Source organism: Saccharopolyspora spinosa NRRL 18395 (assembly GCF_000194155.1).
GTDB lineage: Bacteria > Actinomycetota > Actinomycetes > Mycobacteriales > Pseudonocardiaceae > Saccharopolyspora > Saccharopolyspora spinosa.
In genome coordinates this window covers 380,624-398,787 of sequence record NZ_GL877881.1, presented here as the reverse complement: position 1 = coordinate 398,787, position 18,164 = coordinate 380,624, and the positions used below count along the sequence as shown (strand labels likewise).

20 protein-coding genes are annotated in these 18,164 nt (G+C 67.0%); 13 read left to right on the top strand and 7 right to left on the bottom strand.

The window, feature by feature from the left end; all coding sequences use genetic code 11:
- Positions 1-20: 20 nt before the first annotated feature.
- The 4 genes from SSPN_RS0135145 to SSPN_RS0135130 all read right to left on the bottom strand — a co-directional run bounded on the left by SSPN_RS0135145 (position 21) and on the right by SSPN_RS0135130 (position 1,969).
- A complete protein-coding gene (locus SSPN_RS0135145) occupies positions 21-593 on the bottom strand; it encodes a TIGR03086 family metal-binding protein (protein WP_010314260.1) in 573 nt (190 codons plus the stop codon).
- On the bottom strand, positions 580-1,062 hold the full coding sequence (locus tag SSPN_RS0135140; RefSeq protein WP_044576446.1) for an SRPBCC family protein: 483 nt from the start codon (positions 1,060-1,062) through the stop codon (positions 580-582). Before SSPN_RS0135140 ends, SSPN_RS0135145 begins: the two co-directional genes overlap by 14 nt.
- On the bottom strand, positions 995-1,390 hold the full coding sequence (locus SSPN_RS0135135) for an ArsR/SmtB family transcription factor (RefSeq protein ID WP_010314256.1): 396 nt from the start codon (positions 1,388-1,390) through the stop codon (positions 995-997). Before SSPN_RS0135135 ends, SSPN_RS0135140 begins: the two co-directional genes overlap by 68 nt.
- Before the next feature lie 147 nt (positions 1,391-1,537).
- On the bottom strand, positions 1,538-1,969 hold the full coding sequence (locus SSPN_RS0135130) for a hypothetical protein (protein WP_010314254.1): 432 nt from the start codon (positions 1,967-1,969) through the stop codon (positions 1,538-1,540).
- A 278-nt stretch (positions 1,970-2,247) separates the two neighbouring features.
- Between SSPN_RS0135130 and SSPN_RS61915 the strand changes: the two genes are divergently transcribed.
- The 5 genes from SSPN_RS61915 to SSPN_RS61910 all read left to right on the top strand — a co-directional run bounded on the left by SSPN_RS61915 (position 2,248) and on the right by SSPN_RS61910 (position 6,729).
- Positions 2,248-2,373 carry a hypothetical protein gene (locus SSPN_RS61915; RefSeq protein ID WP_272941792.1) on the top strand — a complete coding sequence of 42 codons (126 nt, stop codon included), beginning with the start codon at positions 2,248-2,250 and terminating at the stop codon, positions 2,371-2,373.
- A 41-nt stretch (positions 2,374-2,414) separates the two neighbouring features.
- Positions 2,415-3,086, top strand: a complete 672-nt coding sequence (locus SSPN_RS47370; protein WP_010314250.1) for a DUF1275 family protein — start codon at positions 2,415-2,417, stop codon at positions 3,084-3,086.
- Positions 3,087-3,244: 158 nt separating this feature from the next.
- Positions 3,245-4,066, top strand: coding sequence for a hypothetical protein (locus tag SSPN_RS55895; RefSeq protein ID WP_143539678.1), 822 nt, complete (start codon positions 3,245-3,247; stop codon positions 4,064-4,066).
- Between the two features lie 184 nt (positions 4,067-4,250).
- Positions 4,251-4,883 (top strand): cadmium resistance transporter, encoded by a 633-nt coding sequence (locus SSPN_RS0135105; RefSeq protein ID WP_202798976.1) that lies wholly within the window; start codon positions 4,251-4,253, stop codon positions 4,881-4,883.
- Between the two features lie 430 nt (positions 4,884-5,313).
- Positions 5,314-6,729 carry a GGDEF domain-containing protein gene (locus SSPN_RS61910; protein WP_029536046.1) on the top strand — a complete coding sequence of 472 codons (1,416 nt, stop codon included), beginning with the start codon at positions 5,314-5,316 and terminating at the stop codon, positions 6,727-6,729.
- A 172-nt stretch (positions 6,730-6,901) separates the two neighbouring features.
- On the opposite strand, the gene SSPN_RS0135095 is transcribed toward SSPN_RS61910, so the two are convergent.
- Positions 6,902-7,807 (bottom strand): S1 family peptidase, encoded by a 906-nt coding sequence (locus tag SSPN_RS0135095; RefSeq protein ID WP_010314240.1) that lies wholly within the window; start codon positions 7,805-7,807, stop codon positions 6,902-6,904.
- Between the two features lie 318 nt (positions 7,808-8,125).
- Here SSPN_RS0135095 and SSPN_RS60945 point away from each other — a divergent pair, with 318 nt between their 5' ends.
- The 5 genes from SSPN_RS60945 to SSPN_RS50105 all read left to right on the top strand — a co-directional run bounded on the left by SSPN_RS60945 (position 8,126) and on the right by SSPN_RS50105 (position 11,673).
- Positions 8,126-8,464 carry an AI-2E family transporter gene (locus SSPN_RS60945; RefSeq protein WP_029536045.1) on the top strand — a complete coding sequence of 113 codons (339 nt, stop codon included), beginning with the start codon at positions 8,126-8,128 and terminating at the stop codon, positions 8,462-8,464.
- Between the two features lie 6 nt (positions 8,465-8,470).
- Positions 8,471-8,695, top strand: a complete 225-nt coding sequence (locus SSPN_RS60940) for an AI-2E family transporter (protein WP_237710909.1) — start codon at positions 8,471-8,473, stop codon at positions 8,693-8,695.
- 420 nt (positions 8,696-9,115) lie between these two features.
- Complete coding sequence (locus tag SSPN_RS47360; protein WP_029536043.1) at positions 9,116-9,445, top strand: HAD family hydrolase; 330 nt, start codon at positions 9,116-9,118, stop codon at positions 9,443-9,445.
- 310 nt (positions 9,446-9,755) lie between these two features.
- Positions 9,756-10,709: a manganese catalase family protein gene (locus SSPN_RS0135070; protein WP_010314237.1), complete on the top strand. Its 954-nt coding sequence runs from the start codon at positions 9,756-9,758 to the stop codon at positions 10,707-10,709.
- A 511-nt stretch (positions 10,710-11,220) separates the two neighbouring features.
- Entirely contained in the window at positions 11,221-11,673 is a 453-nt protein-coding gene (locus SSPN_RS50105; protein ID WP_044576440.1) for an SPW repeat protein, read from the top strand.
- 771 nt (positions 11,674-12,444) lie between these two features.
- On the opposite strand, the gene SSPN_RS0135055 is transcribed toward SSPN_RS50105, so the two are convergent.
- Both SSPN_RS0135055 and SSPN_RS0135050 read right to left on the bottom strand, forming a co-directional pair.
- Entirely contained in the window at positions 12,445-13,716 is a 1,272-nt protein-coding gene (locus SSPN_RS0135055; RefSeq protein WP_010314232.1) for an MFS transporter, read from the bottom strand.
- Positions 13,717-13,718: 2 nt separating this feature from the next.
- Positions 13,719-15,074, bottom strand: a complete 1,356-nt coding sequence (locus SSPN_RS0135050) for an MBL fold metallo-hydrolase (protein WP_010314231.1) — start codon at positions 15,072-15,074, stop codon at positions 13,719-13,721.
- 81 nt (positions 15,075-15,155) lie between these two features.
- Here SSPN_RS0135050 and SSPN_RS0135045 point away from each other — a divergent pair, with 81 nt between their 5' ends.
- The 3 genes from SSPN_RS0135045 (at position 15,156) to SSPN_RS0135035 (ending at position 17,874) form a co-directional block, all read left to right on the top strand.
- Positions 15,156-15,815 carry an ArsR/SmtB family transcription factor gene (locus tag SSPN_RS0135045; protein ID WP_010314229.1) on the top strand — a complete coding sequence of 220 codons (660 nt, stop codon included), beginning with the start codon at positions 15,156-15,158 and terminating at the stop codon, positions 15,813-15,815.
- Positions 15,779-16,534: a class I SAM-dependent methyltransferase gene (locus tag SSPN_RS0135040; protein ID WP_237710907.1), complete on the top strand. Its 756-nt coding sequence runs from the start codon at positions 15,779-15,781 to the stop codon at positions 16,532-16,534. Before SSPN_RS0135045 ends, SSPN_RS0135040 begins: the two co-directional genes overlap by 37 nt.
- A 143-nt stretch (positions 16,535-16,677) precedes the next feature.
- Positions 16,678-17,874, top strand: coding sequence for an MFS transporter (locus SSPN_RS0135035; protein WP_010314224.1), 1,197 nt, complete (start codon positions 16,678-16,680; stop codon positions 17,872-17,874).
- Positions 17,875-18,164: the final 290 nt, after the last annotated feature.

Below are 18,164 nucleotides of genomic sequence, written 5' to 3'. Positions count from 1 at the left end.
AGGAGGTCGGGCCGTCCGGCTCACCGCCCCGGCCAGTACGGATCCCGGCCGATGAAACCGAGCAGTTTGGCCTGGGTGTCCGCATCGCCGGGAACCTCGACCCGGGCGCCGAACTGGCCGGAGGAGCGGAGGATCTGTTCCATCTGCTCCATCCCGCCGAGGAGCTGAGCGCAGAAGTCGGGGTCCAGCCGGTCGTCCTGGCCGGTAGCCCTGGCGAGATCCCAGGTGTGCATGAACACGTCAGCGGTGTAGAACTGGTCGATCGCGGTTTGCAGGGGCAGGTTGCCGAGGTGCGGGTTGGTGAGTTCCCGGTGCGCCGTGTCCGGATCGTCCAGCACCGCCTGCACGCCGTCGCAGTGAACTTGCCATGCAGCGACCGGGTTCTCGTCCACTGATGGTCCGCGGGGCAGTTCGATGCCGGCGCCGGCGGCAAGGAACCCGGGGAACCATTCGGTCAGGTGGCGCACGACGTCGCGGGCGGTCCAGCCGGCGACCGGGGATGGCGCGTCCCAGGACCGGGTCCGGCGGACCTTGTCGGTGAACAGCCCGGCAACCTGGCGGTGCCGTTCGGCCGGGCGCTCAGGCAGCGCCATCGATGAGCATCCTCTCCAGCTTCGCGTAGCCCTCGTTGACACCGACCTCCATGCCGCTGTGCAGCCACGCATCGCGGCTTTCGAAGCTGTCGACCAGCGACTGCGTCCGCAGCCGCGTGCGGCCGTCGCCCAGATCCTCGAACCACAGCGTCTCCAGCGCGACTCCGTCGGGATCGCCCTCGAACGTGAAGGTCTGCACGATTCGGTCCGGCCGCACCTCGTGGAAGCAGCCGTGGAACCAGTACTCCGTTCCGTCGTGCACCGAAACGTACCGCCAGCTGCCGCCGGTGGACGCGTCCCAGCGCTCGATCCGGGTGGTCGTGGCGTTGGGGCCCACCCACTGAGCGAACAACGCGGGTTCGGTGTGGGCGCGGAACAGTTGCTCGGGCCTTGCCGCGAAGTCACGAGTCGTCCGGATGACCGGCAGCCTCGGGTCGGCTTCGATGCTCGTTTCTGTGATCCTTTTCATGCGTTTCTTCCTCCATCTCCGCCAGGACGGCGTCAAGGCGGCGGTAGCGCTGCTCGACGCGACTCCGGTGGCGCTCGATCCAGGTGTCCAAGAGGTCGAAGGCCTGGGCCTCCAAGCGTGCCGACCGTGGCTGCGGCCCTCGTGGTCGGCTGACGAGCCCGGCGTCCTCGAGCACCCGCAGGTGCTTGTAGACGGCCTGCAGCGTGATCCCATACGGCTCGGCCAGCTGGCTCACGGTCGCGTCGCCTTCCGAGAGCCGGGCGACCATGTCGCGCCGGGTCGGATCCGCGAGGGCGGCGAAGGCTCGGGACAGCGGGTCCGTGGTCATCTTCCCAGTTTCAACTCCTTGGTTGAAAGAACCGTAGGCGTATGTTGCCCATCCGTCAACCCAGTGGTTGAAAGCAATGTTCAAGGCGGTGTGGCCGGATCGCAGAGTTCAGCGCGTTGGCGGGTTCGCCGATCGTCCTCGTGGCCACTAGTGCGGTCTCCGGGGTTCGTCCGGGTACTCGCCTTGTGCGCGGAGCTTCTTGTGCAGGTGCAACATTGCGATCGTGAGGTCCACTGGCCGCTGTTCGGTCACCAGCCTGTTCCAGATGGAGTCGGCGCTTGGACGGTTCTTGGCGTGGACGGCGGCGGCGAAGTTCAACGCGTCGAGAACATCGCGAGGACCGGTGGTTTCGTCAGTACCGATGCTCATCCCGGTGGGCGGTTCGACCAGCAGGTGATCGAGGTTCGCCGCCAGGAGCACCGTGGCCAAGTACATGCCGGCGGGTCCGTGGGCTTCGTTGAGGTCCATCAGGTGCCTGAGCGCGGCCAGATCGTCCTGCACGTGGGCGTCCAATGCGGCCTGCGCGAAGGACAGGATCGATTGCGCATCCTCGTCGGTCGGAAACGCCGGGTCCATCATGGACGGAGAGGTTAAACAAGGTTCCATTGGCCGGATAGGACAGTGCCTCGGATGGCCTAATTCTTAGCTACTGATTCCGGGGCGGATTCCGAGAGAATTTGAATATTCCTCATCTTGGATTTCCGGTTGACCTTCGAGAACGTGAGAATTTATCTGCAGGTTGCCCGCAATTGGCGCCATTCCGGTGTGGCGGGCGGGAGCCGGTCGACTGCGGTACACAAGGGGACTGGCCCGGTACTTCGTTTTCCGGACGAGGGTGGTGTGCCGTGGAGGTCGGCGTGGGCACCGTGGGGTCGGCGGCGGTGCTGTCGTCGACCGAGCGCGGCGGGGTGCGCCGGGAGGTCGTGCTGGCCGACCTTCACGCCGCCCGGGCGAACGGTGCAGCCGCGGCGGGACTGCCTTGAGCGTTGCCCGGGGTGCGGACGGATTTCCGCCGTTGGGCGCAATGGCGGTGGTACTGACTTTCGGCACCGGTGCCGTGGACGTCGCGAGCTTCACCCGGCTCGGTGAGGTCTTCAGCAGTGTGATGACCGGCAACCTGGTGCTGTTCGGACTAGCGATCGCGAGGGCGTCTGCTCCGTTAGCAGTGCACACCCTCGTCGCTTTCGCGGGCTATGTCGCGGGTGCGGCGGCGGGTAGCCGGATCACCGGGTCGCCGCGTCCGCACGGCCCGCTCTGGCCGCTGCGGGTCACGGCGGTCCTGCTGGTCGAAGTGGTGGTGCTCGCTGGGTTCGCCGGTGGTTGGGTCGTCACCGACGCGCGGCCGGGCGGGGCCTGGCAGGTCGGACTGCTGGTGCTGGCGTCGGTCGGGATGGGGCTGCAGAGCGCGGCGATGGGCGGGTTGGGGCGCCGGACGAAGTTGTCCACCACATACCTGACCGGCACGTTGACCGGCGTCGTCGCCGGGCTCGCGGCCGGCGACCGGCCGAAGGTGTTCGACGTGCGGGGAACTGCGATCCTGCTGGCGGCGGCGGCCGGCGCCGCATCAGGCGGGATCGTGATGCTCGTGGTGCCGTGGGCGTTGCCGCTGCTACCGCTGGCAGCCTTGGCGGTCGTCATCGGCACCGCCACGTTCCACCACCGCGCTGTCCGGCGGTCCAGCCGGGCGCAGAAGTGATGCGACCGTCCGCTGGCGCGCACAACGTAGCAGTCGATCACCACGCAATTCTGGGCCGCGGCGCTGCGCCGGAGCGGCGACGAGCGGACGAATCACAAGGACATCTATTTCCTTCAACGTTGGATGTTCTGGCTGTTGGCCACGGGCTGGTGAGCGGTGTGGCCGTCGACAATCCCGTCGTTCGGCAGGCTCAGCTCCCGCAACGCGGTCGAATGTTTGACCACTTCCTGGAGCAACGCATTGATGGCCGCGCCGGTCTCCTGCCTCCGTTCTTCCGCCTCCGCGCAAATGCGCCGGTAGCGCACATCGCTTGCGGCGTCTTGCTGTTCGCAGCGTCGACGCGTTCGATCGAGCAGCCGCTCGGCATCCTCCTGCGCCAGCGCCGTGATTCTTTTGTACTCCTTCTGAACGTTCCGCCGAAGACGGTGCTCGCGCTCGCGCTCTTCCCTCTTCCAGCACGCGGTTTCCCGATCGAGGTCGGCCCGACGCTCCGCCAGCAAGCGAGCAAAATCGCAAGCCTGCGCTCTGATCTGCTCGGCTGTTCGCTCCGCCTCCGCCAAGAGCCTCGCCGCCTCCTCGCGCGCTTGGCCGATGATCGCGGCGGCACGTTTCTCCGCGAACTCGACGACCTCCGAGTCGTGCTGCTCCTCCTCGTCTGTGGAGCGAAGCTCCTCGCGGAGCTGGCGGAGCTGGCGGAGCTCGGATTCGAGCAGGTCGAGATGTTCGGCGACCTGCGCTCGATCGAATCCACGCCACCGCTCGGCGAAAGCCGGCCGGGCCGGAACAACATCATCCATTGGCGTCTCCATCCCCCATCTGGAGCGCGGTACTCGTCCACTGCGGAACCGAGCACGTATGGACGGCCGCGCCATACAGCGATCTTCGCGTGCAGCAGGCGAACCAAGCTCGGTGGCAGCGACACCATCGTTGGCGGGCTGGCACGTCGCAGCGATATCAATTCGCTTTTACCACCCGAGTGAGCGATGCTGCGGATCCTTGCCGAGCCGCGGAAAGCGGTCGGCCGCGTTCGTGGCATCCCGGATGGCTGGCGAAGGCGCGAACGGTTTCGGGAGCGCGCCAACCGAGGTCACCGACCGGGCGCGCGGCTGAGCGTCATTCCGGAAGATCCGCTGCCGCCATCACTCGTTCGTGTGAATTGTCGCGGTGCCGTCTGGATGCGGCGAGGTCAGCATTTCTCGTGTGGTGGCTTTGGGTGCGGCGGTCTTGGTCGCAGTGGTGATGTGGACGGCTACGAATATCGACGGCTTGGTCGTGCTGACCGCGTTGTTCTTGCGCTCCGCGCAGGTGGGCAGCCCGCGCCCGTGGCAGATCGCGGCCGGTCAGTACCTGGGGTCGACGTGCCTGATCGCGATGAGCCTGCTGGCGGCCGTCGGGCTGATGGTCGTGCCGGAGTCCTGGATCGGGTTGCTCGGTCTTCTGCCGCTGGCGCTCGGAATCACGGGCCTGGTACGGGCCGTCCGGGCAGGCGAGCAGGAGCGGGATCTGCCGAGCATCGGCGTGCTGTCGGTCGTTTCGATCGTCATAGCCAACGGGGCGGACAACCTCAGCGTCTACAGCGCCGCATTCCGCGTCTTTTCGCTGGCGCAGACCGCGCTGACCGTGGTCGTCTTCTTGACGCTCATCGGGGTGTGGTGCCTGGTGGCCCGTTTCACCGCGACTCGGAAGCGAGTGCTCAGTGGCCTCGACCGCGTGCGCCGCTGGCTGGTTCCAGTCGTCTACATCGTCATCGGCGCGGTGATCCTCATTCGCACCGGGGTAGTTGCTCATGTCGCGTAGTGGATCCGCTCGCACCCCCGGCCGTAAGCGGATTCCGTAGGAGCGAATCGGCGCGGGACGCGGGGGCAGGTTGCTGGTCGGCTCGGTCAGCAGCACGTTGGCGCGAGTGGGCCAGACCAATGTGAGTTTCTCCTCGCCCGGGGAGCGCCGCTGCGGGCGGCGGCCAGGTTCTCCGGCCAGGGCTGCTGGCCGCCGGGGGCACGAACGTCTACTCGCCGCACGCCGAGCTGCCGCCAGCGCCAAGCTCGTGAAACTATTGCGCGGTTGAGGCCCGAAGCCCCTGCGCGTCGGGGCTCTCTGCGGCATTTGTGCTGGTCGCAGGCTTGTTCTTGAGTCGCTCCAGTAGGCGTGGGCGGGGCCGATGTGTAACAGTGGCCGTGTGCGTGTGCCTCCACGGCGACTTGCATCCGGGCCACCACGGTGGCTTTTAATGGGGTGGCTTGTCGTCCTAACGGCGGCGGCGACTGTTCTAGTCCTCACCTACGCGGACCCGGTGTCGCGGCTGGCCGACGACCTGGCAGCTCTGGTCAACGCGATCGTTGCCGTCGTCGCCTACTCGTGGACCGGGTGGTCGCATACCGGCCCGGAGCGGCGCTGGCGACTATTCCTGGCCGTCGGTTTGGGAGGATGGGTCGCCGCGCAGGCGGTCTGGACGTGGCATCGCGCCGTGCACGGTGCCGCGTTGGCGGTGCCGGGTATTGCTAGCGCGCTTTTCCTGCTGTTTCCGGCGGGAGTGTTCGCGGCGCTGCTCGTGATAGCCCGAGCCGACCACGCCAGGGTCCGGGTGTACGACACTGCGGATCCACCACGAGTTCTACTGCTCGACGGCCTCATCATCGTCACGGCACTCGTCGCGCTCGCCTGCGAGGTCCTCGCGGTCCAGGCGGGTTCCCATGATTCCCCCACGATGACGCTGCTGACGGTTTCTTACACAGTCGGTGACTTAATTCTGATCGTGGTCGCGTTGCTCATGGCCGTCGCTTTGCACAGCATGTGGCGGCCCCGGTTGATCTGGCTGGTGGTCGGATTGTGCGCAATGGGTGCCAGCGACATCGTTTACGCCGACAGCACGATCTACGGGGCGGCGGCACCCGCAGCAGCCGAACTGGGCTACCTGATCGGTACGCTCCTGCTGATCCCCGCGGCACTCGCGGCGCCGCGACCAGCCACTGCCCGGCGCCGGAGCGTGTCATTGGCGCTGCTGGCAGTGCCGTACGTTCCGCTGACTGCCGTCCTGGGCATGGTCGTCATCAACATGGCGGGCGGCAGCCCGTACCCCGACGTGGTCTACGTGCTCAGCGTGATCATCGCTCTGGTCATCCTCCGTCACTTCACCACCTTGCTGCAGCTCTACCGGGCCCACCGGCTGCTCGCTCAGGCCGTTCTGCAAGATCCGCTCACGGGCGTGGCCAACCGGGTGCTGCTCGCCGACTTGCTCGACGAGGCCGTGTCGAGTCCCCAGTTCGAAGAACGCGGGCTGATCTACGTCGACCTGGACGACTTCAAAACGGTCAACGACAGGCTCGGACATCAGGCCGGCGACGAGTTGCTGCGCATCACCGCTCACCGGCTGCGCGGGTGCGTGCGCGATGGCGACACGGTCGCGCGCATCGGCGGCGACGAATTCGTCATCCTCCTCATCCCACCACCGCACGACCCCGAGGAGCTGGTGCAACACCTGGCCGATGAGGTGGCCCAGCCGGTCGCCTTGGAAACTGAGGACAATTCGGTCCGGATCACCGCCAGCATCGGCTACCACCGCATCGCCCCCGGTCAACACCCGAGCGACGCACTGGCGCACGCTGATCAAGCGATGTACCAGGACAAGCGGAGCAGAGCGGATTGACGACGCAGCTGGTCCTGCGACGGCCTGTTGGCCGTTGCGGAGGATAAGCACCGGCCTTTCCTGCGGGTTCAGACGCGAATGCGGGGGTCGGGGAACCGGCTGTGGCGGTTTCACGATGTGGCGGTTTCACGACCCCCGCTGCTCGCTGCGGGTGTCCGCGGTGGGTGGCGGGTTACCGGTGGCGCGGCCCCATCGACGGGAACAACGGCATGTCGGGGAGAGGGCCGGGGAACTTGCCCGGGGACTTGCCCGGGGACTTGCCGGGGCTGGACGAGCCGCCAGACTTAATGGTCTCGTTGATCCAGTCGGTGTGCGCCACGAGGTTGCTGTAGATGCCGGGCTTCTCCGGGCAGTTCTCGGCTTGGCCACGGCTGGTCGCGCCGACCAGTGCGAAACCGTCGTCCTCATGCACCACCGCCGGGCCACCGGAGTCGCCGTAGCAGGCGCTGACCTTGCCCTTCTGGTTGTCGATGCACAGCTCACGTGTCGCATCGAAGGGATCTTGCGCGCCGGTGCAGTTCGACGCGTCGATCGTCTTGGTTTCCAGCTCCTTCAAGTTCACGGGCGGCTCGCCGCACTTGGGCGTCCCGCACGTCTGGCCCCAACCGAGCAGTGTCACTGCGGTGCCCGGCTGCGGTGACGTGGCAGAGATCTTGATCGGCTCGGCCTTCACCGGCTGCGAGAGGTGGACCATCGCGATGTCGTAGCCGCTGGCGATTTCGTCCCCGGTCTTCTGCGTTGCGTTGGGGTGGGCCACGAACTTGTCCGGCTTGACGACCTCGCCGCCGCTGGTGCGGTCGGTTGTCCCGATCCGGTACTGAACATTGCTGGGCTCTTGTCCTGCCACGCAGTGCGCGGCGGTGACCAGCCACTGCTTGTCGACCAGCGAGGCGCCGCAGTGGTGTTGGCCGTCGGTGGACTGCATGGACGCCATGAAGCTGTAGGTCTGAGTTGCTTGGGTACCTCCGATGATGAACGGCGTAGCCACGGCACTGGCGGTTGGTGCTGTGAGCGCCAAGCCGGCCAGCATCGTCGCGGCGAACGCGAGAATGCTTCGGATCAGAGAACCTCGGGGCATGTTCTCTCCTTCTTTCCCGACTCCGCGCCGGGGGAACGCAAAGAGCCGGGAGCTGGGGGTTTGTAAATTATCCGGCGATGCTCCCCCATCAGAATGAACATTTCGCTACGCCAAATGGAGCAATTGCTGGGGGTGTCGGATCAGGAGCTGACAGTGAGGACAGCGGGCCGCTGGATGGTGATATCCCTTGCGTTGCGGGAGTTTTCGCGGGGTGGGGCGGCGTGTGGTGGAGGTCACGCGCAAGTGGCGGCAACGCGGGATTCGTCGCGGAGGACGAGGTGTGCGCCTGCCTGGCGCGAGATCTCCCGGAGGGTGAAAGTGAGCACATTGGACAGTTGGGTTCCGCCTTGGTGGCAGGCGGAACTCGGTCGTGGTCGTCGTGCTACTGGTGTACTTCCTGGCGTCGATGCCCGCATCCGCCGGTCGCTCTACCGTCTGTTCCCGGTAGCGCGTCGCCCTCGCGCGGTACTGATCGGCGACGAGGTTTCCGTCAAGATCGGCGCGTACTTGTTGGGCAACCTGATCACCTCGGTCATCGCGGGGTTGTCCGCGTACGTGTGTATGCTCACCTTCGGTGTGCCGTACCCGTTGCTGCTGGCGTCGATGGTCGCGGTGCTGCTGGACCTGATCCCCGTCGATGGAACCATCGCTGCGTGAGTGATCGTGACGCTGGTATCGCTGACCGTGTCGCTGCCGGTCGGCCTGGCCACCGCGGGGTTCTTCGTGATCTACCGGTTCGTCGAGGACTACCTGCTGGTGCCCCGGATCATCGGCCGCACGGTTCGGGTGCCCGCCCCGATCACCGTGTTGGCCGTGCTGCTCGGCGGAACCCCGCTCGGGGTGATCGGTGCTGTGGTCGCGATCCCGATCGCCGCGGTGGTCCTGTAGCTGCTGCGGGAGCTCCTGCTTCCTCGTCTGAACGCGCGATTACCTGCACCGTGACCGGACCACGGTGCAGGTAGCATCCCGGCGGTCGGTGCGCGCGCCCGGAAGGGGCAGTGGGGCTCGCATGATAGGCGGTGAACCTGGACAACACCGACACGGCCCGTGCATGCCCCCGGTGATGTCGGGCAGCTAGGTCGGAGGTTTCCATTCGCAGCAGACCCCGAACAGTCGTGTTCGACGTGGTCGAAACGCTCATGTCGCTGGAACCGCTGCGGTCCCGATTCGACGACGTCGGCCTCTCTCCCGAACTGATCGAGCGTTGGTTCGACCGCTTGCTGCGGGATGGCATCGCATTGACGCTGACCGACGACTACGCGCCGTTCCCCGAGGTGGCCGCGGCTGCGCTGCGCACGCTCGGCCGCGGTGAAATCGACGATCGTGCCGTGGCACATGTGCTGGCGGGTTTCGGTGAGCTGCCCGCTCACCTCGATGCCGAACCGGCCACGTCCGCAGCTGGAAACCACGCGGCGCGTCGACGAGTACGCACAGCAACGGATCGGACACGCCGCCGAGGAGCGCTTGGTCGCCGTGCACGCCTTCGATTGCCACGGGGCCAAACGAGCTGGGCTTAACACCGCCTGGGCCAGTCGCCTGGAAGGTCACTACGCCGAGTTCTTCAACCCGCCCGACCTCGTCGGCTGCGACCTTGCTGAGGTGGCCTGCAAGATCGCCGCACTTTCCGGACTTCTCTAATTGACCGTTCCCAACCCTGCATGAGCAACTGCCAACAGTTCGATCTGCTCCGCGGGCGGGACCGCCACCTGCGAACCAAGACGGTGGCGAGCTGGTTGTAATTGCCTTGGCAGCGTTGGCGAAGTGGCTCGGGTGCTTCTACCGTGGACGGTGCTGGCTCGTCGGCGGGCTATTCAAGGCACGTAGTTCTGGCGCCGCTGCATCGGATCGAGCGAGCACAGACGGAAATCGTCTCACATCCATCCAGAGTCTTGATCTCAGCTACCCCCGGTGGCGCCAAGCAGACAGCGGTGCCGGGGTGGGAGGTGCCATGTTCTTCCACGTACAGCGGATGATCAACGAGATCGTTCCTGACGAGCCGGACCCCGGCGCTGCCAACGCCTTGCAGGAAGGCTTGGGCGGCCAGTTCGGTGAGATGCGGACGATGATGCAGTACCTGTTCCAGAGCTTCAACTTCCGAGGTCCCGAGGGCAAACCTTATCGAGACCTGCTGTACGGCATCGGAACGGAGGAGATCAGCCACGTTGAGCTGATCGCCACGACGATCGCGCGGCTGACGGATGGTTCGCCGCGATACCGGGGATCCAAGGACGAGCCCCTCGATCAGCCAGGTGCCAAGGGGGCGACGCCGTTGTCGAACGCCCTCGCACAAGGCAACATCCATCACATGCTCGTCGGCGCGCAAGGTGCGCTGCCCGTCGACGCTGTGGGCAATCCCTGGTCGGGCTCATATGTCTACAACAGCGGTAACCTCGTGCTTGATCTGCTGTACAACCTGATGCTCGAGTCGACCGGCAGGCTCCAGAAGTGCCGCATCTACGAGATGAGTTCGAACAAGACGCTGCGATCGACGGTGTCGTACCTCATCGTTCGCGACCAAGCGCACGAGAACGCCTATGCCAAGGCGTTGGAAAGCCTCGGTGTGAACTGGGGCAAGACGTTGCCGATTCCCAAGACGAACGCCGAGCGGTACCCAGAGGTCGCCACTCTGCTCGAGCGAGGTCTGCACAACAGGCAGTACACCTTCAACCTCGACCACCAGTCCGAGGCGGCCAAGGTTTTCCAAGGGAATTCACCGTCGGCGCACGACGGCGAAGTGTTGCGCATGGCCCAAGCGCCAGAGGGCGTACCTTTCGGCATCGCGCCGGAGCGGCCGGAGGAGTTCAGCCCAGGTCTCGACTCGGAGCTGATCGAACTCATCCAGGCGACAGCTGAGATGGAACTAGCGGAGGCCGACGAGCCGGTCAGGTACGGACCCGCGTGAACAGCACCCCTGATTCGGCCAAGCGTCAATCAGATTGCGCTGACTGAGGTTTCGGTGCTCGTTGTGCGGGTAGTCGAGGGAAGCCGGTGCCCTTACCGGGTTTCTGGCTTCCGTGGTGGTAACGGTGGGACTGACCCGGCCCGTGTGGGCCGGGTCAGTTCTGTTCAGGCGGTCAGGAAAGGTGATGCCCCGAAAGCAAGAACCACTCGTCCGAATCCTCCACGCTTGGCATACCGCCAGCGAACTGGTTCCTCGATCCGGCTGCTGGCAACGAGCAATCAAATTCGCGGTCTTGATCTCATGACAGATGCTGGCTGGCGAGCGCCTGTTTCCTGTGGTGTGCACGATGTTGTTGTGGCTCCTGCTCCTTGAGGTGTATGTGGTGCTGGATGCACCCTGGAAGTACTCAAAAGGCACTCCAGTACAACGGCGTCGGCACGTTTGCACAGGGCATGCGATGGCAACTCGAGGGGAGCAAGAGATCTGCGAGGCAACGAGGAGATGAGATGTCATGGTCGCCCCGGAACAACGCGGTACTCGCACAACGGCTGAGACCTCGCGTCTCAGGGACTACGAAGCCGCCTTAGCCGCACCTACCACTACGGGCAGCGAATCCGCCCTCATGCTCACCGGCGCCTACACCGCAGTCTCGCCCTGGGTCGTTGGGTTCGCTGGCTCTCAGCCATTACTGAGCATGAACAATCTCATCCTGGGGCTGATCGTCACGGCGATCGGTCTGGGGCTCACCGGAACGCCGGAACGCAGCGGTGGCATCAGCTGGACTGCGGCTCCTATCGGAATTTGGCTGATCATCGCGACGTGGGTCACCACTTTCGGTCTGCCGACGGTGGGGATGATCTGGAACAACGTCGTCGTTGGGGCGCTGTCGATCATCTTGGGCCTGGCAGTCGCGGGAATGGTGGCGGTGCGACGCCCCGGTTCCGAAAGGGGAACTTTCCGGTGAGGCAGTCTCAGGCCTGAGCGCATGATCGGTGCGGGCACTGGTACTGGCACACCCGCGGTGGGGCATTGTCGGTGGAAGCCAGTGCACATACTTCTCCCACACTTCCCGACGCGAGAAGGTGCAGCGAGGCTATGCGTCGGCTCCATCCGGCCAGATGACGGTGACCGCGAGATCACGCTCACGAGCGGCCTCCACAACATCAGCCGTGCCCCCGTAGCCCCGAGCAGGCATGCCATCCCACACCGTAACGAGGCGATCCGCCAGCTCGATCATCTTGACGCTGGCCGTTATGTGGGACTCGGAGGTCGAATCGGAGAAGTCGAGCCGGATGATCTCCGAGGCTAGGCCGAACAGTTCGTCGTAGTCGGTGTGGTGCTCTTCCGGAAGTTTCTCGCGGTAGTTGGCTGCCGGAACGATGACGATCAGCGCCCCGCGCTACGAGGACTGCTCGTGCGAAGAGCGTATCCGCGCCGTCCGCGATGCGGCTCAGCCCGATCAGGGAGTCGCGTACTTCCCCAACTCTGAACGAAGCGCATACTGCACCAGTTCTGTGGTCTGCTGCGGCAGCCCTCGGTGCCCCGTCACAGCAAGTCGCGTCACACTCCTTCAGCCGTAAAGGTCGATCAACATACGATCAAGCAGCTTGACGTCACCGCACGTCGTGTCCATCCGGGAACGCAGGTCACGCACACGCTCGACGATCTTTTCCGAGCCATACTGCTTAGTTGTAGTCCAGGTAGATCGGGTTGACGTGGAGTCCGGCGGGGATGGTCATGGGGTCTCCTCGGCAGCATGGCGGGTTCGGGGATGGGTTTCGTACATGCGGATAGCAACGCTGAGACCGGTGGCGAAGCTGAGGGCGGCTGCGGCCCAGATTGCGGCGCGCAGGTCCCAGAGGTCGGCGACGACGCCGCCGAGGACGGCGCCGGCGGCGTAGCCGCTGTCGCGCCAGAGGCGGTAGACGCCGACGGAGCGGGCGCGCCAGCTGGGGTGGGCGACGTCGCCGATGGCCGCCAGCAGTGTCGGGTAGACCATCGCGGTTCCGGCTCCCAGCAGAACGGTGGCGAGCGCCCACGCGGAGAAGCTGTGGGCCACGGCGATGAGGGCCAGCGCGGCTGCCTGGGTGAGCATTCCGGTGGTGATGAGGTGCTTGCGGCCCCATCGGTCGGACAGCGCGCCGGTGGCGAGTTGTCCGATTCCCCAGACCGCGGGGTAGAGGGCCACCAGGAGTCCGACGCGGTCGACGGCCAAGCCGACGCTGGCGAACAACAGCGGGAACAGGCCCCAGGAAAGGCCGAAGTTGAGGTTGTTGACCAGGCCGGCGTGGCTCGCCGAAGACAGGGCCGGGTCGGTGAAGGTGGTGCGGGCGAAGACCTGCCGGTTGGTCAGGCTGGTGTGCTCGCCGGCGTTTCTGCTGCTGGTGCGCTGGGTGGCTTCCAGGTGGGCGTGATCGCGGGTTTCTCGCACCACGAGGGCTGAGAGGGTGAGGCCGAGTACGACGTAGAACGCCCCGAGCAGGAACGGGGCGGGGCGGAGCCCGTACTGCGCCGCGAGATAACCGGCGAGTGCCGCGGTGATCGCGACCGCGCCGTATCCGGCGGCTTCGTTGAACCCCATTGCCAGCCCTCGCTGCCGAGGACCGACGAGATCGACCTTCATGATCACGGTCGTCGACCAGGTCAGGCCCTGGTTGATGCCGAGCAGGAAGTTGGCGGCCACGATCCAGCCCCAGTTCGGTGCCCAGATCAGCATCAGCGGAACGGGGATGGCGATCAACCACCCCGCGACCAGGACGGGTTTGCGGCCGAAGCGGTCGGACCAGGTGCCGGCGAGGTAGTTGGTGGCGGCCTTGCTGAGCCCGAAGACGAGCACGTAGGTCAACAGGAAGGTGTAGCCGGCCAGGTGGAATTCCTGCTTGGCCAGGAGCGGGAGCACCGTCTGCTCCTGGCCGACCATCCCGCCAACCAGGGCGTTGACCGCCACGAGCAGGCTGAACTGGGCGAGGTTTGCGCGCAGGCCCAGCCGCAGGCCGGTGGTGCTCATGCTCAGACCTCCAGCGAACGGCCGGTGATCTCGGCCCAGTCCTCCGGGCCGCCCTGCAAGACCGCCAGATCGCGGTGCCCGGCTCGCTCCAGCAGGCTGGCCCCGCCTATCGCCCGCTCGCCATGCCCGCACATGACCACGGTCGGCGAGGCGGCCAGCGCGTCAGCCTGATCGGCGAGCGCGCCGAGTTCGACGTGGGTGGCGCCGGGCAGGTGCCCGGCGGCGAACTCCGATGCCTGGCGCACATCGAGGACGTGCTGGTCGGTGATCTCGTCGGCGCGGACGAGCTGGGTGCTCATCGTGGTGCGGCCGGCGGCCGTCCAGGCGTCCATCCCGCCGGCCAGCTCTCCGACGATGCTGCTGCAGCCGATCTTGGCTGCCTGCCAGGCGATCTCGGCCGGGTCCTGCGCGTCCTCGCGGACGATCACCAGCGGTGGCTCGGGCGGGGCGAGCCAGCCCAACCAAGACGCGAACACCGGACGCAGCGGGATCGACAGCGCTCCGGGGATGTGGGCGGCGGCGAACCGTTCCACGGGGCGGGCATCGATTACCTGCGCACCCTCGGCGATCAGCGACTGCACCCGCGCCGAATCCAGCGCGGACAGCTCGGGGTAGGAATTCAGCACCGCCGGGCCGCGTCGGTTGGCTTCGGCCAGCCGCAGGAAGTAGGGCGGGAAACTGCCGAGCGAGTCGAGCAGAGCCGTCGCGAAGGCGTCCGCGTCGCGGGCCCGCAGCAACGGATTGCCGGCCTTCTCCGCGCCGATGGTGCTGGTGCGCCGCGCACCCGGTGGTGCCGAGCAGAACGACCCGGCTCCGTGGGTGGGCCAGACCGCGACCTCATCGGGCAGGCCCGCCAACCGCTGAAGGGAGGTGTACTGCTGGCGTGCCAGGGCCTCCGTCTGCTGCGGCGAGATCAAATCGGTGCGAGCCGCAGCTCCGACCAGCAGCGATCCGCCGGTGAACACCCCTGCCGGGCGGTCGCCGTCGAGCAGCAGGAACGCAAGGTGCTCGTGGGTGTGCCCAGGCGTGGCCAGCGCTCGCAGCCGCAGCCCGCCGAGATCGACCTCGTCTCCGTCGCGCAGCCCGCTGTGGCGGAACTCCCGGTGCCCGGCGGCCGACGCCAGGACGCGGGTACCTTCCGTCGCGGCCAGCTGACGCGCGCCGGAGAGGAAGTCGGCGTGCAGGTGGGTGTCCGCAGCGAACGCCAGCTCCAGACCGCGCCGCCGCGCGGCCTGCCACGCGCCCCGCAGGTCCAGGCTCACGTCCACCACCAGCCCTCGCCCGTCTCCGAGGTCGACCAGGTAGGCGGAATTGCCGAGCCCTTCATCGACGAGCGGCACCACGTCCACCGTGCTCATCGCGGTACCCCTCCCATCGGTGGGTGTTCCATCGCCCCCTTGACTTGGTTATACACTATTCCAAAGAAGATTGGAGTATCGATGGGTGATCGAGACGCGAAGACGGCCTTGTTCGACCAGTTCGCCCGCGTCGGCAAGGCGCTGGGCAGCGGCAAGAGGCTGGAGCTGCTCGACCTGCTCGCCCAGGGCGAGCGCACGGTCGAGGCGTTGGCGCGCGCGGCGCAGCTGGGGATGACCACCGCCTCGGCGCACCTGCAGACCCTCAAGCAGGCGAACCTGGTCACCACCCGCCGGGATGGCACCAAGATCTACTACCGCCTCGCCGGCACGGACGTCGCCGCCCTGTACGCGCTGATGCGCACCGTCGCCAATGCCCACCTGCCCGACGTGGAAGCGGCCCGCGCCGCCTACCTCGGTTCCGACGATGCCGAACACGTCAGCCGCGAGGAACTGCTCCGCCGGGCGCGGCTCGGTGACGTCGTCGTGCTCGACGTGCGTCCGCGCGAGGAGTACGAAGCTGGGCACATCCCGGGCGCGGTGTCGATTCCGGTAGAAGAACTGGCCGACAAGCTCGGAGAAATCCCGGCCGATCAAGAGATCGTCGCCTACTGCCGCGGTAGCTACTGCGTGCTCGCCCACGACGCTGTGCGTCTGCTGGCCGCCCACGGCCGCAGCGCCCGACGGCTCACCGACGGGATGCTCGAATGGCAACTTGCCGAACTGCCCGTGGAAACGAGCTGACGCACGCCCACGTCGACCCGCGCACCGAAACCCGCACGGCGATCTACCGAATGCGAGGCACCATGACCGTCGACCTGGGACGCGCTCAGCGCACGCACTGGCAGTCCACTCACCAGGCCCACCCCCACATGTACGGCGACGAACCATCCGAACCCGCGCAACACGCGGCCGACGTCTTCTCCGCCGGCCACGCCACTGCGGTCCTCCACCTGGGCGCCGGGCATGGCCGCGACAGCCTTCACTTCGCCCGGCGCGGATTCACCGTGCACGCCACGGACTTCAGCCGCGATGGCCTGACCCAACTTCGCACCCGCGCGCACCAGCGCGGCCTCGCCGAGAACATCACCACGACCCTCCACGACGCCCGCACCCCGATCCCGCTTCCCGACGGCAGCGTGGACGGCGTTTTCGCGCACATGCTGCTGTGCATGGCACTGTCCACTGCAGAGATTCGCGCGCTCGTCGCGGAGATCCGTCGCGTGCTGCGGCCGGGCGGCACCTTGGTGTACACCGTCCGCCACACCGGCGATGCCCACTACGGCACCGGCATCGCGCACGGCGACGACATCTACGAACACGGCGGCTTCGCCGTGCACTTCTTCGACCGCGCACTGGTCGAAACCCTCGCGCAGCAGTGGAATCCGTCCGAGGTACACGCCTTCGAAGAAGGTCGACTTCCACGCCGACTGTGGCGCATCACCCAAACCAAGCCCCGCTGACCTCACCGAACCTCCCACCGGAGCGTCCGGCACTCGTGCCGTCCCGACGCACCGGCCGAGCCGCCCGACGCCCTCGCCGCGTCCGGCCCGAAAGGCACCCCGTGCGCACTGCAGTTCACCCAGCCCAAAAGCGCATCCTCGCGGTGCTCGTGACCGCCCAGATCCTCAGCGGAGCCGGTCTCGCCGCCGGCATCACCGTTGGCGCCCTGCTGGCGCAAGACATGCTCGGCAGCACCAGCCTGTCCGGGCTGCCCAGCGGTCTCTTCACCATCGGCTCCGCCGCCGCTGCGGTCATCGTCGGACGCACCTCGCAGCACCTGGGCCGCCGCATCGGGCTCTCGGTGGGCTACGCCGCCGGAGCTGCAGGAAGCCTCGGGGTCGTCATCGCCGCTGCCACCGGCAGCGTGCTACTACTGTTCCTCGCACTGTTCGTCTACGGCGCGGGCACCGCCACCAACCTCCAGGCCCGCTACGCCGGAGCCGACCTCGCCTCGCCACAGCACCGCGGCCGGGCCGTGAGCACCGTCCTGGTGGCCACCACCGTGGGGGCGGTCGCCGGACCGAACCTGGTCACCGCGACGGGCCAGTTGGCCGATGCCCTGAACATCCCGCGTCTGGCCGGTCCCTTCATCCTGGCCTCGGTCGCCTACGCAGCAGCCGCGGCCGTGCTGTGGACCATGCTTCGCCCCGACCCCCTGACCACCGCACGGGCCATCGCCGCGGACGCGGCAGATCCCGCCGGCGAACCCCCGGAGCAGGAAGCGACCAGCACGCGAAACGGTCGCAGCGCACACCTGATGCTGGGTGCGGCAGTCATGGTGCTCACGCAGCTGATCATGGTCGCGATCATGACCATGACGCCCATCCACATGCAGCACCACGGCCACGATGTCAGCGCGGCGGGCCTGGTCATCGCCGTTCACGTGGCCGGGATGTACCTGCCATCGCCGTTCAGCGGGCTGCTAGTCGACCGCTTCGGGCGGATGGCCGTGGCCGCCGCTTCCGGGGTCACCCTCCTCGGCGCGGGACTGCTCGCGGCCCTGGCACCGCCGAACTCCGTGGTACTGCTGGCCTTCGCTCTCGCTCTGCTCGGACTCGGCTGGAACTTCGGGCTGGTCAGCGGAACCGCGATCATCACCGACACCGTCCCCCTGGCAACCCGCGCCAAGACCCAGGGCGCGGTCGACGTCGCCATCGCACTCGCCGGAGCCGGGGGCGGTATGGCATCCGGTCTGGTCGTCGCCGCCAGCAGCTACACCGCACTCGCCGGCATCGGCGGCGCCCTCGCCCTGGCCATCATCCCCGCTGTCGCCTACACCGCCCGTCCCGCCCATCGATGACCCGCCCCAGCTGGCATGCGTGTGACCACGCCCCCGACCGCGCCACCCAAGCCCATTGGATTCGGCATCCTGCTCGTGACCGCTGGAGGGCACCGAGGTACCGACCCGACTGCTCGGCGCGTGGCAGCCGGGTCGGTGCGGCAGCCTCGGGGCCCTCCCGGTCTCAGCTCAGGTCCACGTCCCGGTGGACCTGAGGTGAACCGTCCGCGCTGCCCGGGGGCGGGCCCGCACCCGCAAGGAAGCGGATGAGGGCCCGATCTTGTCGCGCCTCGACGGCAAATGTGCTGCGA